We start from the raw sequence: 16,277 nt of genomic DNA on the forward strand, positions 1-16,277 counted from the left end.
GTCGACGCCTCGAAGTCCGAACAACGGGAGATTTTCATGGCTCGCATTACCCTTCGCCAATTGCTCGACCATGCCGCTGAGCATGATTATGGCGTCCCCGCGTTCAACATCAACAACATGGAACAGGCTCTGGCCATCATGGCCGCGGCCGACAAGACCGACGCTCCAGTAATCATCCAGGCATCGCGCGGAGCGCGCTCATATGCCCACGACGTGATGCTGAAACACATGATGGATGCGGTCGTCGAAATCTATCCGCATATCCCGGTTTGCGTTCATCTTGACCACGGAAACGAGCCGGGCACCTGCATGACAGCGATCCAGGCCGGCTTTACGTCTGTCATGATGGACGGTTCCCTTGAGGCCGACGGCAAGACACCAGCCGACTGGGACTACAACGTCGGCGTCACGAAGACCGTCACGGACATGGCCCACCTTGGCGGCATCTCCGTGGAAGGTGAACTCGGCGTCCTCGGTTCGCTTGAAACCGGCATGGGCGACAAGGAAGACGGCCATGGCGCAGAGGGCAAGCTGACCGAAGACCAGCTTCTGACCAACCCGGACGAAGCCGTAAAGTTCGTTCAGGAAACCAAGGTCGATGCTCTTGCGATTGCCATGGGCACTTCGCATGGCGCCTACAAATTTACCCGCAAGCCGGATGGCGACATTCTCGCCATGCACGTGATCGAGGAAATTCACCGCCGCCTGCCCGACACCCATCTCGTCATGCACGGTTCCTCGTCAGTTCCGCAGGACCTGCAGGATATCATCAACCAGTATGGCGGCGAGATGCCCCAGACCTGGGGCGTTCCGGTCGAGGAAATCCAGCGTGGCATCAAGAACGGTGTGCGCAAGGTCAATATCGACACCGACAACCGCATGGCCATGACAGGCCAGATCCGCAAGATCCTGAGCGAAAATCCGGGCGAATTCGATCCGCGCAAGTACCTCAAGCCGGCGCGCGATGCCATGGAAAAGCTCTGCATCGCCCGCCTGGAAGCCTTCAACACTGCTGGGCAGGCCTCCAAGATCAAGCGCATCGCAACGCTCTCTGAAATGGCAGCGGAGTACAAGAAGGGCAAGCTTGACCCGAAGATCGCCTGACGCGACCGGCATCGGACGCGCTTACACGCGCCAAAATTGACTTTCCGGAAAGAGGGGCCTTGCGTCCCTCTTTTGCCGTCTTTAGGGACAATAGCAATATGATTGCCCTTCCGGGCGTACCGAGATCAGAAACGGAAACACAAGTGAACCGTCCCCGTCTATTCCTCGTCACTCCTCCGTCGTTCGACACTGCAGAGATGGCAACCGCTCTGGAGAATGCATTTAAGGGGGGCGATGTCGCCTGCGTCCTGATCTACATGCCGGAGGCCACAAGCAAGGAGCTGCAGGCAACTTGCGAGAAGCTCGTTCCGGTCATCCAGTCTGGCGGAGCGGCAGCGCTTGTCTATGGCGACACCCAGGTCGCGGGACGCACCGGGGCGGACGGTGCCCATATCGACAGCTCGCTTGAAGACATCAAGCTGGCTGTGGAAAGCCTCCAGCCGGAGCGGATTGTGGGAGCGGGTGGCACAAAGTTGAAGCACGAGGACATGGAAACGGCAGAAACCGGTGTCGATTATCTCTTCTTCGGTAAGCTGGATCTGGCAGAACAGGCAGAAGCCCATCCGAAGACCCTTTCCAAGGCCGAATGGTGGTCGGAACTGTTCGAAACGCCTTGCGTTGCTCTTGCTGGCAACACAATGACCTCTGTCGAAGCGGCGGCTGCGACCGGAGCGGATTTCGTGGCCCTCAAGGATGCCATGTGGCAGCATGGACAAGATCCGGCTGCTACAGTCGCTGAAGCCAACGCAATTCTGGAAAAATACCCGTTCGAAATCGTGGAATGACGCCATGCCACGCCGCTTCTCTTCATTGCTTGCCTTAGTTTCCGCACTGCTCCTGACCGGAATGTGTATCGGCGACCTGCGCGCACAAACAGGCAACGAGGAAACAGTCGGCAACCTTGGTGCACCGTCCCAGCGTTCGGCCCTGCCCGAAATCACCTTGCAAAGCCCGGTCGATATTCCGCTGCCTCGGCTGCCGGAGGGGACCGAACCGGATGCGGATTTCGCCTATGGGGCATTTCAGCGTGGCTGGTATCTGACCAGTCTAGCGCTTGCGACCCCGCTCGCAGAAGACGGTAACGTCCCCGCCCAGGCGCTTCTGGGCGTTCTTCACGAAACGGGCCTCGGGATCGAGCAGGACAAGGAAAAGGCGGCAGACTGGTACCAGTTGGCAGCGGGCGCCGGAGATCCGGGCGCCGCCATGCAGCTTGCACAGCTTTACCTGCTCGGTTCTGGCGTACCGGAGGACAAGAAGAAGGCCGGAGATTTGTTCCAGATCGCCGCCGACGCCGGAAATCCATCTGCGATCTACAATCTTGCCCTTCTCTATCAGGAGGGCGTTGGCCGCCCTTATGACGAGGAGAAGGCGCGCGAGCTTCTAACCAAGGCAGCAACCCTGAACGATGCGGAAGCCCAGTATGCCTTGGGTCTGTCCTTCCTCGAGGGCGTGGGCGGGCTGAGTGACCCAGGCCAGGGCGCCTTCTGGCTCGGCCGCGCAGCACGCAGGGGACATACCTCGGCACAGATCTACTACGGAATTCTTCGTTTCCAGGGCAAAGGCGTCGAACCCAATGAGTCTGAAGCGGCAGATTGGTTCGAACGCGCGGCGACAGCAGGAAATCCGGTTGCCATGAACCGTCTGGCGCGTGTCTATGCTTACGGCCGCGGCCGTGACCTTGATCCTGTCGCGGCCGCAGGCTGGCATTTCATCGCCCGAGCCTTCGGAGTCTCGGATCTGCAACTGGACGGGTTTGTGGAGAGCCTGGATGACGAAACCCGCGCGCAGGCCCGCCAGCGTGCCGAGCAGTTTTCCGCTCTTCTGATCCCTGAACCGGAGGATCCGAACCGTCCTTCCCCGTGAGGCGGTAACGGTCTTCACCTTTTTTCCTTGAAACCGGCACGCAATTGTGTAGGACAGGCCGCACATTGGGTTCTTGCGACTTATTGCTTTTCGTAGTCGCTTCACCCGCACGTCTCAAACAGTCAATCCAATCGGTCGTTCCATGAAAATCAACGGTAACGAAATCAAGCCTGGCAACGTTCTGCAGCACCAGGACACCCTCTGGGCAGTCGTCAAGACCCAGCATGTGAAGCCGGGCAAGGGCGGTGCATTCGCCCAGGTCGAGCTGAAGAACCTCATCGACGGCCGCAAGCTGAATGAGCGTTTTCGTTCCGAAGACAAGGTCGAGCGCGTCCGCCTGGAGCAGAAGGACTTCCAGTACCTTTACACCCAGGAAGATATGCTGATCTTCATGGACACTGAGACCTACGAGCAGCTTGAACTTCAGGCCGATTTCGTTGGCGATCGCGCGGCCTTCCTGCAGGACGGCATGATGGTCACCGTGGAGCTGCACGAAGAGCGCCCGATCGGTATCACCCTGCCGCAGTTCGTCACTCTGCAGATTGCCGAGGCAGACGCAGTTGTGAAGGGTCAGACCCAATCCTCTTCCTATAAGCCTGCGCTCATGGAAAACGGCGTCCGTGTCATGGTCCCGCCGTTCATCACTGCAGGCGAGCGCATCATCGTTGACACCGGCACGCTGGAATACGTCCGCCGCGCCGACTGATCCAACTTCCTGCTTTTACCTGGCATGGCCGATGAACCCCGGCCATGCCCAAGAAACGACGGCACGCACAAATGGCCCGTACAGCAATTCTCAACGTCATGGTCCAGGCCGCAATGAAGGCCGGCCGCAGCCTTGTCCGCGACTTCGGCGAAGTCGAAAATCTCCAGGTGTCCCGCAAGGGCCCGGGCGATTTCGTCTCGGCAGCAGACCGTAAGGCCGAAGAGATCATCAAGGCAGAGCTGACCAAGGCTCGCCCGCAGTACGGTCTGGTGATGGAAGAAAGCGGCGTTGTCGAAGGATCTGATGTCCAGCACCGCTGGCATGTCGACCCGCTCGACGGAACCACCAACTTTCTTCACGGCATTCCGATCTTCGCCACCTCGATCGCACTTGAGCGCGATGGCCAGATCGTGGCTGGCGTGATCTACAACCCCGTCATGGACGAACTCTATACGGCAGAACGCGGTCGCGGCGCATTTTTGAACGACCGCCGCCTGCGCGTTGCCGGACGTACAGAGCTGCCGGAAATGGCCTTCGGCACCGGCCTTCCCTTCATCGGCAAGGGTGATCATGGCCGCGCGCTCAAGGAGCTTCGCTTCTTCATGCCGGAAGTCGCCGCCATTCGCCGCTGCGGTGCCGCTTCGCTTGACCTCGCCTGGACCGCTTCCGGCCGCCTCGACGGCTACTGGGAACACGATCTCAACTCGTGGGACATTGCTGCCGGCATCCTGATGGTCCGTGAAGCAGGAGGCTACGTCTCCGACACAGGCGGCGCAGACAAGATGCTCGAGACAGGCGACGTCGTCGCAGGCAACGAATTCGCCCACAAACATATTCTGCGCCTGATCAAGAACGCCTCAGCCTAAGCCAAACCCGCTGTTTTCAGCGGCAGAAATGACTTCTCCGGCCTCAGACAGAAGGCCGGAGAACCTCGTTTCGGGTGCGCGATCTTGGTTAAGTCGCGATTAACGGTTTTCAAGCTTCAGAAAATCACGCTATCAATCTTGCCAGTTCTAACAGGCGATTGATTGGCGACTCATGGCACGAGACTACGATCCCTACAGTCTTTCGAGCCCGAAGGCTTACCTCTCCTTCATGATCATCTTTCTGGTGATCGTAGCCTTCATCGCCTTCATCCTGTACCGGCAGATCCACGTTGCGTTCATGAGCAATCCGGGGCTGAACGGCCTGATTGTCATGGTGGGCATATTTGGCATCCTGCTCTTGTTTGGCAGGGTGATACGGCTTTTCCCGGAGATCAGCTGGGTCAACAGCTTCCGTATCGGTGATCCGGGGCTCGACGGACGCGCGCCGGTCCTGCTCGCACCAATGGCCACATTGCTCGGCAACAAAGTCGGCGAAATGGCACTGACACCGACGACCGCCCGTTCGATTCTCGATTCGATCGGCATGCGCCTTGAAGAATCGCGCGAGATCTCCCGCTATCTGACCGGACTACTCGTCTTCCTCGGCCTGCTGGGAACCTTCTGGGGCCTCCTGCAGACCGTCAGCGCGGTCGGAGCGACGATCCAGTCCCTTGATGTCGGATCGGGTGACGCCAACGTCATTTTCGAGGATCTGAAGGCAGGACTTGAAGCACCGCTTTCGGGCATGGGCACGGCTTTCTCCTCGTCACTATTCGGCCTCACCGGCTCTCTCGTCCTGGGCTTTCTCGATCTGCAGGCCGGTCAGGCCCAGAACCGGTTCTACAACGAGCTGGAGGATTGGCTCTCCACCGTCACGGACATCGAACCCGAAGAAGGCCCGCTGATAGCCGCACCGAGCACGAATACCGAACAGATCCAGGCCTCCATCGCTCAACTGCAGAAAACCATTGAGGAAGGCGGCAGCCGGAACGCGGCTCAGGCAATGTCAAACCTCGCCGAGGGTATCCAGGGTCTGGTCAAGCATGTGCGCTCCGAACAGCAGATGATGCGCGACTGGGCGGAGAGCCAGGGAGAACAGCAAAAGCGGATAGAAGGCCTGCTCTCCTCCATTTCTGCTGCCTTCGACCGGGCGAAGGACTGATAGATGGCCAGCCTGCGCGGCAAGAGGAGAAATCAGGGAACAGATTACTGGCCCGGCTTCGTCGACGCCATGGCGACGCTTCTGCTCGTCATCATCTTCCTGCTGTCTATCTTCATGCTGGCGCAGTTCTTCCTCAGCCAGCAGCTCTCGGGCCGGGACACAGTTCTCAACAGACTTAATGCCCAGATCAGCGAACTGACCGAACTGCTCGCTCTGGAGCGCGCGAATTCCGGGGAACTGGAAGATACGATCTCCGGCCTTCAGGCCAGCCTTGGCGATGCGACGGCGGAACGTGACCGCCTGCTCGGCCTCCTGGATTCCAGCTCCGGCGATGCGGAAGCCGCCGGTGGCCGCGCAGCGCGCCTCGAGAACCTGCTTGATGACGAAAGGCAGGTTTCCCAACGCGCCCTCGCCCAGGTCGAGCTTCTCAATCAGCAAATCGCGGCCCTGCGCCGCCAGATTGCAGCAGCCAATGCAGCCCTCGAGGCGGCGGAGGCCAAGGAGAGCGAGAGTCAGGCCAAGATTGCGAGCCTTGGCAAACGCCTCAATGCGGCTCTTGTGCAGCGGGTGCAGGAACTGTCGCGCTACCGCTCGGACTTCTTCGGGCGCCTTCGCGAGATCCTGTCCCAGCGCTCCGATATCCGCGTCGTAGGCGACCGTTTTGTCTTCCAGTCCGAGGTGCTTTTCTCGTCAGGCTCCGAAGAGGTCAATCCTGCTGGCACCGTCGAACTCGACAAGCTTGCCGAGGCGATTCTCGAACTGAGCGCCCAGGTCCCCGAAGAGATCAACTGGGTGCTGCGGGTAGACGGTCATACCGACGCCCGCCCGCTGTCGGGCACCGGCCGCCTTCGAAACAACTGGGAGCTTTCGGCGGCCCGCGCGATTTCAGTCGTGCGCTACCTGATCGACAAAGGCGTCGACCCCAAGCGGCTCGTCGCTGCCGGTTTCGGAGAATTCCAACCCTTGGAAGAAGGCGAAAGCCCGGAAGCACTGGCACGCAACCGCCGGATCGAGCTAAAGCTTACCGAACGCTGACATACGCAACACAGAAACGAAAAAAGCCGCCGAGCAGTTCGGCGGCTTTTCGTTTGTCACCCGGAAGCATCCGACTCAGTCGTCGTCCTGTTCCTGGTTCGACTTCAGCGAATTCAGCTTTGCGAAGACGGCATCGGCATCGATTTCCTCTTCTTCCTCGCGCTGAACCGGCTTCGATGTATCGAACGAGAACGCAGCGGCCAGAGCTTCTTCGCTGGTCGTCTCGTCGACCGAGGCCAGGGTCTCTTCCGGCTGGATCACCTGATGCGGAGCGTTCTTGGCGGCCTTTTCGACTTCCATGTCGAGTTCGAGCTGGCTGCACAGGCCGAGCGTTACCGGATCGGAAGGCGTGAGGTTCGCGGAGTTCCAATGGGTACGGTCGCGAATCGCGGCAATGGTCGGCTTGGTCGTACCGACGAGGCGCATGATCTGCGTGTCCTTGAGCTCCGGATGGTTGCGCACCAGCCAAAGGATAGCATTGGGGCGGTCCTGACGACGGGAGACCGGCGTATAACGCGGGCCCTTGCGCTTGGATTCCGGGACGACAACCTTGGAGCCCTGAAGCTTCAGAACGTAATTCGGATCGTTCTGCGCCTTCTCCAGCTCTTCGCGGCTCAGCTGGCCGGTGAGGATCGGGTCAAGTCCCTTGATGCCCTGCGCAGCTTCGCCATCGGCAATTGCCTTGACTTCAAGCGGGTGCAGTTTGCAGAAACTTGCGATCTGCGTGAAGCTCAAGGCAGTGTTGTCGACGAGCCAGACGGCGGTTGCCTTCGGCATCAGCGGCGTATTCGCCATCGGTCAAATTCCTCCTGTCGGCCCCCTCGCCCGGCAAGGCGAAAAAGCAGTGGTCCATTCAAGATTGATCGGAGATGCAGCGAATATAGTGGTTCTGCGCAACAAACGCAAACATTCACGTGGCACAGTTTCAAAAACTCTCACGTAAATCGCACCCCCGACCTTTTCTTGTCTTCCGCTAACCTACGGTCAGGACGATCTTGCCGATATGCCCGGAGCTTTCCATCCTGCGATGGGCATCGGCAGCCCGGTCAAGAGGAAACGTCGAGTCCATTACCGGCTTCAGCTTGCCCGCGCTGAGCAACGGCCAGACTTTTTCCCTGAGCGAGGCCGCGATCGCTCCCTTGAAGGCATCGTCGCGCGGTCTAAGCGTGGAACCAGTATGGGTCAGTCGCTTCACCATCAGGCGCGAAAAATTGACATCTTCGGCAATGCCGTTGAGCGTCGCAATCTGGCAAATACGGCCTTCCACGGCAGCGACCTTCCAGTTCTTCTCGACGTAATCGCCCCCGACCATGTCGAGAATGACGTCGATACCCTCACCGCCCGTCACTTCCAGGAAGGCAGAGACGAAGTCGGTCTTGTTGTAGTTGACAGCATGATCGACGCCGAGCGCCTTTACCGCCTCCAACTTCTCCTCAGAGCCCACCGTGGTGAAGACCTCTGCGCCGAAAGCCTTTGCCAGCTGGATCGCGGTCGTCCCAATTCCTGACGTGCCGCCATGGACGAGAAAGCGTTCACCGGACTTCAGCCCGACCCTGTCGAATACGTTCGTCCACACCGTGAAGAACGTCTCCGGCAAAGCCGCCGCCTCGACCATCGACAGCCCGTCAGGAATGGGCAGAGCGTGCGACTGGTGAACCTTGCAATATTCGGCATAGCCGCCGCCCGGAGCCAGGGCAGTAACCTTGTCGCCGATCTCGTAGGTTCCGGCAGCAACGCCTTTCGAGACAATAGTACCGCTGACTTCCAGGCCAGGCAGATCAGAGGCACCCTTGGGAGGTGGATAGGCACCCATGCGCTGCAGGACATCGGGCCGGTTTACGCCGGCGGCCTCCACCTTGATGAGTATTTCTTCACCCAAAGGAACAGGTACATGACGCTGCTCGGGCGCAAGGACATCGGGACCACCGGGTGCGGAAATTGCGATCGCCAGCATCTTTTCCGGTAAATCAGTCATTCTCATCCTCCAGATCGTGTCTCCACTCGTGTAGCCCGCAACAGTGAGACTGACAATTGGCCTTGGAGACGGTACGCTGCACCTTCGATATCGCGGAGGCTAGTCACGCGGGAGACAGCACATGCTTGATGACGAATTCAAACCGTCGGCAAACAAGGCGAGCGGAGCCATAACAGTCGGCGAAGATTTGACGGCACACTCGGAGCAAGATCTCGCAGATCGCATCGCCGCTCTCGAGGCCGAAATTCTGCGCACCCGCGAAACCCTTTCACAACGCGCGAATATTCGAAGCGCCGCGGACGCTCTCTTCAAATCATAAGATAGTAATTTTTGACAATATGAGACACATGAGCTTCAAAGTGTCCGATTTTGACGCAGTATAATATCTAAAATTTTAGACATTTACTCATTATTAAGCTTTCCAAGCGATAACCATACCTATCCAGTCATCTGGATCGCGAGTGGCTACTGTCCACTCTGTTTGACGCCTCCCTGTTAAAGACCTTGAGCCGCGGTCACGCGGCTCTTTTTTTTGCCCAACCGACAGACTATGTTGCCCCTGTTACGTCCGAGCGCGCCAACGAGATGACCTGACAGTCCGATCTGGCATGCCCGTTGCAAATCATCCTTGCAAGACGCCGAACCGTCCCGGCATGAGACAGACCCACGATGACACAGCACATCGCGGTCCACATCCGGGACAGACGGCACGTGACAGACGAACAGCAGAAGGCGCAACGAAAAATGGCGGATGACAAGAGCAATCTGAACGGCGCACCCGAGGCAGTGAATTTCGCACCGCGGCTTGCGACATCAGACACCTTCCAGTCGCTGTTCGACGAAGGAATGGCACTGGTCGAGGAAACTGCCGTCTATCTGGATGGCGAAGGCCGCAGCGAAGCAAAGCTGCTCGAACGCCCGGCCTCACTCGCCTATGCGACCGAATCCATGCGCTTGACCACACGCCTCATGCAGCTCGCCTCATGGCTCCTGCTACAGCGCGCAGTGAACGAAGGTGAAATGTCGAAGGAACAAGCCGGCTCTGAAAAGAACAAGGTACGCCTCGACAAGCTCAGCAGCGCGACCAACGGCGCCGCCTGGGACGACCTGCCTGACAGCCTCAAGGCGTTGGTCTCGCGCTCGGTACGACTGCAGGAGCGCATCGTTCATCTGGATCAGGCGCTGTACCGGGATGAAACACCGGCTGAGGCAGACGACAATCCGGTCTTCGCGCAGATCAGCCAGTTGCACGCAGCCTTCGGTCGCGCCGGCTAAGCGATCAGCTCGAAAGCTACAGCTTCATAACTTCAGGGCCGCCTTTGGGCGGCCTTTTTTTTGTTGTGGCAAAGACAACAAAAAACCCGGCCGAAGCCGGGTTTCCGTATCGAACATGCGGTTCGCTTGGGTCTTATGAACCCAGGAAGCCAGCGTACTTGTTCTTGAAGCGGGACACGCGACCGCCACGGTCCATGATCTGACGGTCACCGCCGGTCCATGCCGGATGAGAGGTCGGATCAATGTCGAGGGTCAGGGTATCGCCTTCCGCACCATAGGTGGAACGGGTGGTGAATTCGGTACCATCGGTCATGACAACCTTGATGGTGTGGTAATCGGGATGAATATCCGCTTTCATGGCCGGTCCTTTCCAGCACCCTCGACATCTCTGCGGCTGCAAAGACAGTCCATGGTGCAAACGAAACAAAGGGCCGCCGATCCGGTTTCGGACGCAGCCCAAGAAACATGGGTTGGGGCTATAACCCATGCGAGACCACGAAACAAGAGGGGTTTTCGAATCCTGCGCGGCAATTTTGATCTTGGTTTTTGCCTTTTGATCGCCCAAGTCTATGCCCTGCACAGATCAACCGAATTCAGGATAGAGAATTGGCAAACGCCAGCAGCGAAAACAACGCCGCCGAACAGATCCGCAGGAACAACCTCCGGCCACTTGCTCAGCTCGCCCCTTACCTTTCACGGCGCAAGGGAATGGTTGCCGGAGCCCTGATCGCGCTTGTATCCGCAGCTGTCTTCACCCTTGTCCTGCCGACCGCCGTGAGACACATGATCGATCAGGGCTTCGCGGGGGACAATCCGGCGCTCATAAACGACTACTTCGCTCTGCTCATGGCTGTCGTCGCAGCCCTCGCCGTTGCCAGCGCCATTCGGTACTATCTGGTGATGTGGATCGGCGAACGGGTTGTCGCAGATGTGCGCGCCGATGTCTTCGAGCACATGGCCCACATGAGTTCCGCTTTCTTTGACCGTTCAAAGTCGGGCGAAATCCTGTCGCGCCTGACGGCGGACACGACCCAGATCAAGTCGGCCTTCGGCGCAAGCGCCTCGCTTGCCATGCGCAACCTGGTGCTGTTCATCGGCGCCGTGATCATGATGCTCGTCACGAGTCCGGGTCTGTCGTCGATCGTACTGGCAGCAATCCCGCTCATCCTGCTGCCGCTCATCGGCTTCGGCAGGAACGTCCGCAAGCGCTCACGCTTCGCGCAAGACACGCTTGCAGATGCCGCTGCCTATGCAGGAGAGATGCTCTCGAACATCCGAAGCATTCAGGCCTACACTCATGAAGATATAGCCTCCAACCGTTTCCGCGGTGCGGCCGAAAGCGCGTTTCACGCAGCCCGGAAAGCCACAGGATCGCGGGCAGTTCTGACTTTCTTCGCGATCTTCATCATAGGCGCCAGCATCGTCGCCGTCCTGTGGATCGGTGCCAACCGCGTTCTGGCTGGCACCATGTCCGGAGGGGAACTGAGCCAGTTCCTGCTCTATTCGATCATCGCCGCCAGTTCTCTGGCGGGCTTGTCTGAAGTCTGGGGCGAGCTGTCCCTCGCGGCTGGAGCCGCCGAAAGGCTCGCTGAACTGCTTGCTCTTACCCCGCAAATATCACCCCCAGCCAATCCGGTCACCTTGCCAGATCCGGACAGGGTAGCGGTCTCCTTCGACGGGGTGAGCTTCGCATATGAAGCTGCGGAAAACGCGCCCGTGATCCGTGACCTCACCCTGGATATCGCACCCGGTGAGACCGTTGCAGTGGTCGGCCCGTCCGGCGCCGGTAAATCAACCCTCTTCCATCTGCTCATGCGCTTCTATGATCCAACGAGCGGTGCCGTCCGCCTGAACGGGATCGACCTGACCCGGATGGATCCGAAGGAGCTGCGACAACACCTGGCGCTGGTTCCACAGGAAGCGGCCATCTTCGCCGCAAGCATCCGCGAGAACATCGCCTACGGCAAACCAAGCGCTGCCCAGGAAGAGATCGAGAAAGCCGCAGAGGCCGCTTCGGCCCACCAGTTCATCACACAACTTCCCGACGGCTATGACACCCTGTCGGGAGAGCGTGGCATCACCTTGTCGGGCGGGCAAAAGCAACGGATTGCCATCGCCCGCGCGATCCTGAAAAACGCACCGGTGCTGCTGCTCGATGAGGCGACCAGTGCCCTGGATGCAGAGAGCGAACACCTTGTTCAAAAAGCCCTCGACCACCTGATGGAAGGGCGCACCACGCTGGTCATCGCCCATCGACTGGCGACAGTGCTTAAAGCCGACAGGATCGTCGTCATGGATGGCGGCAGGATCGTGGAGATCGGCACCCATGCCGAATTGACACAACAGGGCGGCCTCTACGCAAAACTGGCCCGGCTGCAATTCGATGCAGGGGCCAGTATTGCAACGGCCTCAGCTCCACGGAGCTGAGGACATCAATAGCGTATCGCAGCTCAGTCTTCGCTGGGCACCGCAACCGTATAGTTGAGTGGCATGCGGCCACCATCGGCATAGATGGTCTGACCGGTGACGTAGCTTGCGTCCGAAGACGCCAGGAAGGCGGCGACACCGGCGATCTCGGCCGGATCACCGACACGTTCCATCGGTGTGCGCGAGAGGATGCGGTTTCGCGCAGCCGGATCGTCATTCACAGAGGCCAGCATGTCGGTCATGATCGAACCCGGACCGATGGCGTTGACGCGAATGCCATGTGGCGCCAGCGCCAGTGCTGTCGTCTTGGTCAACTGTTGTACACCGCCCTTGGAAACGCAGTAGGGAATCTGGTTCGGGATGGCGAGCACTGCGTTGATCGACGACATGTTGATGATGCAGCCGGCTTCCCCGCCGTTCTGAACCTTCTCGACCATGTGCCGGGCCACCGCCTGGCTGCAAAGGAAGGTACCTTTCAGATTGATCGACAGAACGCGATCAAGATCCTCTTCCTCCAGTTCGAGAAAATCGGCACCAACCACAATACCGGCGTTGTTCACCAGAACATCGACGTCACCATAGGCGTTGAGGGTTTCCGCCACCATGTTGCGAACGTCGAGACGTTCGGCAACGTTGCAATGGATATAGGTGGCCTCACCAATCTTCTGCAGCTCTTCGACCGCTGCCTGACCGGCCTCGTCATCGACGTCTGCAACCACAACCTTGGCACCATCCGTGACGAAACGCTTGGCAACCGCATAGCCGATACCGCGCGCAGCGCCGGTGACGATGGCTACCTTATTCTCAAGGGACACTTGAAACCTCTTGGCCTTTTAAAAAGAATTCGGGCCGCCGAAGCGGCGACCCGAACCATAAGAGGATGTCTTGCGACTGTCGATGGGGTTTTCCCTGATCAACTGCCAATGCCGTGAGCAGCGAGGGCAGCAGTGATTTCATCGAGGATCGCGGGATCGTCGATCGTCGCCGGCACCTTGTACTGCTCCTGGTCGGCGATCTGGCGCATGGTTCCACGCAGAATCTTGCCGGAACGTGTCTTGGGAAGACGATCGACGGTGATCGCGATCTTAAACGCCGCCACCGGTCCAATCTGATTGCGCACCAGCTTGACCAGTTCTGCCTCGATTTCCTCATGCGGACGGTTCACACCGGCCTTGAGCACGACGAACCCGCAGGGCAGCTGCCCCTTCAGCTTGTCAGCGATACCGATGACCGCGCATTCCGCGACATCCTGATGGGTGGCGAGGACCTCTTCCATCGCCCCGGTCGAAAGGCGGTGACCCGCAACGTTGATGATGTCGTCGGTCCGCGACATGATCGACAGGTAGCCATCGCCGTCGATGATCCCTGCGTCGGACGTCTTGTAGTAGCCGGGGAACTCGGCCAGATACGCATCGTGGAACCGCTGATCTGCATTCCAGAGCGTCGGCAGACACCCTGGTGGCAACGGCAATTTGACGACGATATTGCCGAGCGTATCTGCCGGCAGCGGGTGGCCTGCGTCGTCCAGGATCTGCACATCGTAGCCAGGCATCGGAACAGTCGGCGAGCCGGGCTTGACCGGCAGGCGTCCAAGACCCAGTGGATTGCCGACCATGCACCAGCCAGTCTCTGTCTGCCACCAGTGATCCACGATAGGAACTTGCAGCTGGTCCGCCGCCCAGTTGACGGTTTCGGGATCGGCACGCTCGCCTGCGAGGAACAGCGCCCTGAACTGCGACAGGTCATAATCCGCAATCAGTTTGCCCTCCGGATCTTCCTTGCGGATCGCACGGAAAGCGGTCGGGGCAGTGAACAGGGAGACGACCGAGTGCTCCGAAATCACCCGCCAGAAGACACCGGCATCCGGTGTACCTACCGGCTTGCCTTCGAACATTATCGTCGTGCAGCCGTGCAACAGAGGCCCGTAGACGATGTAGGAATGGCCGACGACCCAACCCACATCGGATGCCGCCCAGAAGACTTCTCCAGGCTCGATATTGTAGAGATTCGACATCGACCACTTTAGGCTGACCATATGGCCGCCGTTGTCCCGAACCACGCCCTTCGGCTGGCCGGTGGTACCGGACGTATAAAGAACGTAGAGAGGGTCGGTGGCATTGACAGGAACGCAGGCAACCTCGCGGCCGGCAGCGAGCGCCTCATCCTGCAGCTTGCCAAGATCATGATCACGTCCGGGTATCAACTCGGCGAGCTGTTCCTGGCGCTGAAACACCAGACAGGTCTGAGGCTTGTGTTTCGCCTGCTCGATTGCGGCATCGATCAGGGGCTTGTACGCGATGACCCGGCCCGGCTCGATGCCGCAGGAAGCGGCGATAATCGCCTTGGGCGTCGCGTCATCAATCCGCGTAGCAAGTTCATGCGCGGCAAAACCACCGAACACGACAGAATGGATAGCTCCCAGCCTTGCGCAGGCCAGCATGGCCATCGCCGCCTCTGGGATCATTGGCATGTAGATGATGACCCGGTCACCTTTGCCAATACCCTGATCCTGCATGACCGCTGCGATGGCCTGAACGCGGTCCAGCAGTTCCTCGTAGGTGTAGCTGGCTTGCTTGCCTGTTATGGGGCTGTCGTAGATCAGCGCCGGCTGACCGCGCCTTCCACGTTCGACATGGCGGTCGAGGCAATTGTAGCAGGTGTTGCACTCCCATTCCGGGAACCAGCGGCCGTACTGACCCTGGGCCGGATCGAACACCTTGCTCCCCTTTCGGGACCAGTCGATCTCGGACGCTGCCTTTTCCCAGAAACCTTCAGGATCAGACTTCCAGGACGCATAGGTCTCGGCATATCTGCTCGCCATTTCGTTCGCTCCTCCCGCAAACCGCATCATACTCATGACGCTGGAGTTATTCGCCGAGACTGTGCGTTATGGGCAGTGCACTGCGCAAGACCTCGATAGTACGACATTCGAAGGGGAAGGGTCTTTACGTATTCCGCCCGGCGTGATTGATTGACGCTCCTCATACCCCGTTCTGGCGGCGCAGATGTTTCCGATCACGGACCCGATTTTCTACTTCGCGGCAATCCCTGCTGTGATTGTCGCAGGCTTGTCGAAAGGCGGCTTCGGCGGCTCGATGGCCATGCTTGCCGTTCCATTGATGGCTCTCGTCATCTCGCCGATCCAGGCGGCCGGCATCATGCTTCCGATTCTGGTCGCGATGGATATCGTCGGACTGTTCGCCTACAGGGGGCATGCAGACCGAAAAAGCCTTATCATTCTCCTCCCGGCAGCACTTGTCGGCATTGGCGTCGGCTGGGCAACGGCAGCCTTCGTCAACGAAGCATTCGTCCGCCTGCTTGTCGGCACTTTGTCCCTGCTTTTCGTTGCCGACTACCTGTTGAAGCGCAAACGCAAGCTGGGCTCAGCCGAACACAGCGCAGCGAAGGGCAGCTTCTGGGGTCTGATTGCCGGCTTTACGAGTTTCGTCAGCCATACCGGCGGGCCGCCCTTTCAACTTTACATGGTCCCGCTGAAGCTGGCCCCGACGCTTTTCGCCGGGACCGCGGTGATCTTCTTCAGCGTCGTGAACGCGGTGAAACTGGTCCCCTATTTCATGCTGGGGCAATTCGACACCACGAACCTTGCGACATCGGCTGTCCTGTTGCCGCTTGCGCCGATTGCAACTCTTGCCGGCGTGAAGCTGGTAAAGATCGTGAACCAGGATCTTTTCTACGGCCTTATCTATGCGGTCATGGTCGTGATCGGGATCAAGCTGGTCTGGGACGGCATCTTCAGTCTGATCTGAACCAGGTCCCTCACCCCGTGACGCCCGATCTAAGCCTTTAGATACGTTGCGAAACAGATCAGATGCCGCTTTAAAATGCGCCGGTCCAGAAAACGAG

General features: G+C 59.1%; 16 protein-coding genes. 11 read left to right on the forward strand and 5 right to left on the reverse strand.

Going from position 1 to position 16,277, the window contains the following annotated elements:
- Window positions 1-36: 36 nt before the first annotated feature.
- From fba to ACN0SY_RS10570, 7 genes are all read left to right on the forward strand, one after another.
- Window positions 37-1,104 (forward strand): class II fructose-bisphosphate aldolase, encoded by a 1,068-nt coding sequence (fba, locus tag ACN0SY_RS10540; RefSeq protein ID WP_417687051.1) that lies wholly within the window; start codon window positions 37-39, stop codon window positions 1,102-1,104.
- 98 nt (window positions 1,105-1,202) lie between these two features.
- Window positions 1,203-1,889 (forward strand): thiamine phosphate synthase, encoded by a 687-nt coding sequence (locus ACN0SY_RS10545; RefSeq protein ID WP_417687053.1) that lies wholly within the window; start codon window positions 1,203-1,205, stop codon window positions 1,887-1,889.
- A 4-nt stretch (window positions 1,890-1,893) separates the two neighbouring features.
- Window positions 1,894-2,967, forward strand: a complete 1,074-nt coding sequence (locus ACN0SY_RS10550; RefSeq protein WP_417687055.1) for a tetratricopeptide repeat protein — start codon at window positions 1,894-1,896, stop codon at window positions 2,965-2,967.
- Window positions 2,968-3,109: 142 nt separating this feature from the next.
- Complete coding sequence (gene efp / locus ACN0SY_RS10555) at window positions 3,110-3,673, forward strand: elongation factor P (RefSeq protein WP_417687057.1); 564 nt, start codon at window positions 3,110-3,112, stop codon at window positions 3,671-3,673.
- A gap of 71 nt (window positions 3,674-3,744) precedes the next feature.
- Window positions 3,745-4,539, forward strand: a complete 795-nt coding sequence (locus ACN0SY_RS10560; RefSeq protein ID WP_417687059.1) for an inositol monophosphatase family protein — start codon at window positions 3,745-3,747, stop codon at window positions 4,537-4,539.
- A gap of 172 nt (window positions 4,540-4,711) precedes the next feature.
- A complete protein-coding gene (locus ACN0SY_RS10565; protein ID WP_417687060.1) occupies window positions 4,712-5,701 on the forward strand; it encodes a flagellar motor protein MotA in 990 nt (329 codons plus the stop codon).
- 3 nt (window positions 5,702-5,704) lie between these two features.
- A complete protein-coding gene (locus ACN0SY_RS10570) occupies window positions 5,705-6,736 on the forward strand; it encodes a peptidoglycan -binding protein (RefSeq protein ID WP_417687062.1) in 1,032 nt (343 codons plus the stop codon).
- Window positions 6,737-6,811: 75 nt separating this feature from the next.
- On the opposite strand, the gene ACN0SY_RS10575 is transcribed toward ACN0SY_RS10570, so the two are convergent.
- Window positions 6,812-7,531: a DUF1013 domain-containing protein gene (locus ACN0SY_RS10575; RefSeq protein WP_417687064.1), complete on the reverse strand. Its 720-nt coding sequence runs from the start codon at window positions 7,529-7,531 to the stop codon at window positions 6,812-6,814.
- Between the two features lie 178 nt (window positions 7,532-7,709).
- Entirely contained in the window at window positions 7,710-8,711 is a 1,002-nt protein-coding gene (locus ACN0SY_RS10580; RefSeq protein ID WP_417687066.1) for an NAD(P)H-quinone oxidoreductase, read from the reverse strand.
- 121 nt (window positions 8,712-8,832) lie between these two features.
- Here ACN0SY_RS10580 and ACN0SY_RS10585 point away from each other — a divergent pair, with 121 nt between their 5' ends.
- Both ACN0SY_RS10585 and ACN0SY_RS10590 read left to right on the forward strand, forming a co-directional pair.
- Window positions 8,833-9,030: a DUF1192 family protein gene (locus ACN0SY_RS10585; RefSeq protein WP_417687068.1), complete on the forward strand. Its 198-nt coding sequence runs from the start codon at window positions 8,833-8,835 to the stop codon at window positions 9,028-9,030.
- Window positions 9,031-9,455: 425 nt separating this feature from the next.
- On the forward strand, window positions 9,456-9,986 hold the full coding sequence (locus ACN0SY_RS10590; protein WP_417687205.1) for a DUF1465 family protein: 531 nt from the start codon (window positions 9,456-9,458) through the stop codon (window positions 9,984-9,986).
- Window positions 9,987-10,119: 133 nt separating this feature from the next.
- Here the strand turns inward: ACN0SY_RS10590 and rpmE are convergent, their stop codons facing one another.
- Entirely contained in the window at window positions 10,120-10,344 is a 225-nt protein-coding gene (gene rpmE / locus ACN0SY_RS10595) for a 50S ribosomal protein L31 (protein ID WP_417667681.1), read from the reverse strand.
- A gap of 248 nt (window positions 10,345-10,592) precedes the next feature.
- On the opposite strand from rpmE, the gene ACN0SY_RS10600 reads away from it, so the two are divergent.
- Window positions 10,593-12,413, forward strand: a complete 1,821-nt coding sequence (locus tag ACN0SY_RS10600) for an ABC transporter transmembrane domain-containing protein (protein WP_417687070.1) — start codon at window positions 10,593-10,595, stop codon at window positions 12,411-12,413.
- A gap of 23 nt (window positions 12,414-12,436) precedes the next feature.
- Here ACN0SY_RS10600 and ACN0SY_RS10605 read toward each other — a convergent pair whose 3' ends face one another.
- Together ACN0SY_RS10605 and ACN0SY_RS10610 are read right to left on the reverse strand one after the other, a co-directional pair.
- Complete coding sequence (locus ACN0SY_RS10605) at window positions 12,437-13,228, reverse strand: SDR family NAD(P)-dependent oxidoreductase (RefSeq protein ID WP_417687072.1); 792 nt, start codon at window positions 13,226-13,228, stop codon at window positions 12,437-12,439.
- Between the two features lie 98 nt (window positions 13,229-13,326).
- Entirely contained in the window at window positions 13,327-15,234 is a 1,908-nt protein-coding gene (locus tag ACN0SY_RS10610; RefSeq protein ID WP_417687074.1) for a propionyl-CoA synthetase, read from the reverse strand.
- A gap of 184 nt (window positions 15,235-15,418) precedes the next feature.
- On the opposite strand from ACN0SY_RS10610, the gene ACN0SY_RS10615 reads away from it, so the two are divergent.
- Window positions 15,419-16,180 (forward strand): sulfite exporter TauE/SafE family protein, encoded by a 762-nt coding sequence (locus ACN0SY_RS10615; RefSeq protein ID WP_417687076.1) that lies wholly within the window; start codon window positions 15,419-15,421, stop codon window positions 16,178-16,180.
- Window positions 16,181-16,277: the final 97 nt, after the last annotated feature.

The sequence above is a fragment of the Roseibium sp. genome (genome assembly GCF_048261595.1).
Classification (GTDB): Bacteria; Pseudomonadota; Alphaproteobacteria; order Rhizobiales; family Stappiaceae; genus Roseibium.

What these genes read in the sequence shown, in the direction of transcription:
- fba (WP_417687051.1), top strand. Translation starts at nt 37, where the DNA reads ATGGCTCGCATTACCCTTCGCCAATTGCTCGACCATGCCGCTGAGCAT.
- ACN0SY_RS10570 (WP_417687062.1), top strand. Translation starts at nt 5,705, where the DNA reads ATGGCCAGCCTGCGCGGCAAGAGGAGAAATCAGGGAACAGATTACTGG.
- ACN0SY_RS10615 (WP_417687076.1), top strand. Translation starts at nt 15,419, where the DNA reads ATGTTTCCGATCACGGACCCGATTTTCTACTTCGCGGCAATCCCTGCT.
- efp (WP_417687057.1), top strand. Translation starts at nt 3,110, where the DNA reads ATGAAAATCAACGGTAACGAAATCAAGCCTGGCAACGTTCTGCAGCAC.
- ACN0SY_RS10560 (WP_417687059.1), top strand. Translation starts at nt 3,745, where the DNA reads ATGGCCCGTACAGCAATTCTCAACGTCATGGTCCAGGCCGCAATGAAG.
- ACN0SY_RS10590 (WP_417687205.1), top strand. Translation starts at nt 9,456, where the DNA reads ATGGCGGATGACAAGAGCAATCTGAACGGCGCACCCGAGGCAGTGAAT.
- ACN0SY_RS10565 (WP_417687060.1), top strand. Translation starts at nt 4,712, where the DNA reads ATGGCACGAGACTACGATCCCTACAGTCTTTCGAGCCCGAAGGCTTAC.
- ACN0SY_RS10575 (WP_417687064.1), bottom strand. Translation starts at nt 7,531, where the DNA reads ATGGCGAATACGCCGCTGATGCCGAAGGCAACCGCCGTCTGGCTCGTC.
- ACN0SY_RS10585 (WP_417687068.1), top strand. Translation starts at nt 8,833, where the DNA reads ATGCTTGATGACGAATTCAAACCGTCGGCAAACAAGGCGAGCGGAGCC.
- ACN0SY_RS10545 (WP_417687053.1), top strand. Translation starts at nt 1,203, where the DNA reads ATGATTGCCCTTCCGGGCGTACCGAGATCAGAAACGGAAACACAAGTG.
- ACN0SY_RS10610 (WP_417687074.1), bottom strand. Translation starts at nt 15,234, where the DNA reads ATGGCGAGCAGATATGCCGAGACCTATGCGTCCTGGAAGTCTGATCCT.
- rpmE (WP_417667681.1), bottom strand. Translation starts at nt 10,344, where the DNA reads ATGAAAGCGGATATTCATCCCGATTACCACACCATCAAGGTTGTCATG.
- ACN0SY_RS10550 (WP_417687055.1), top strand. Translation starts at nt 1,894, where the DNA reads ATGCCACGCCGCTTCTCTTCATTGCTTGCCTTAGTTTCCGCACTGCTC.
- ACN0SY_RS10580 (WP_417687066.1), bottom strand. Translation starts at nt 8,711, where the DNA reads ATGACTGATTTACCGGAAAAGATGCTGGCGATCGCAATTTCCGCACCC.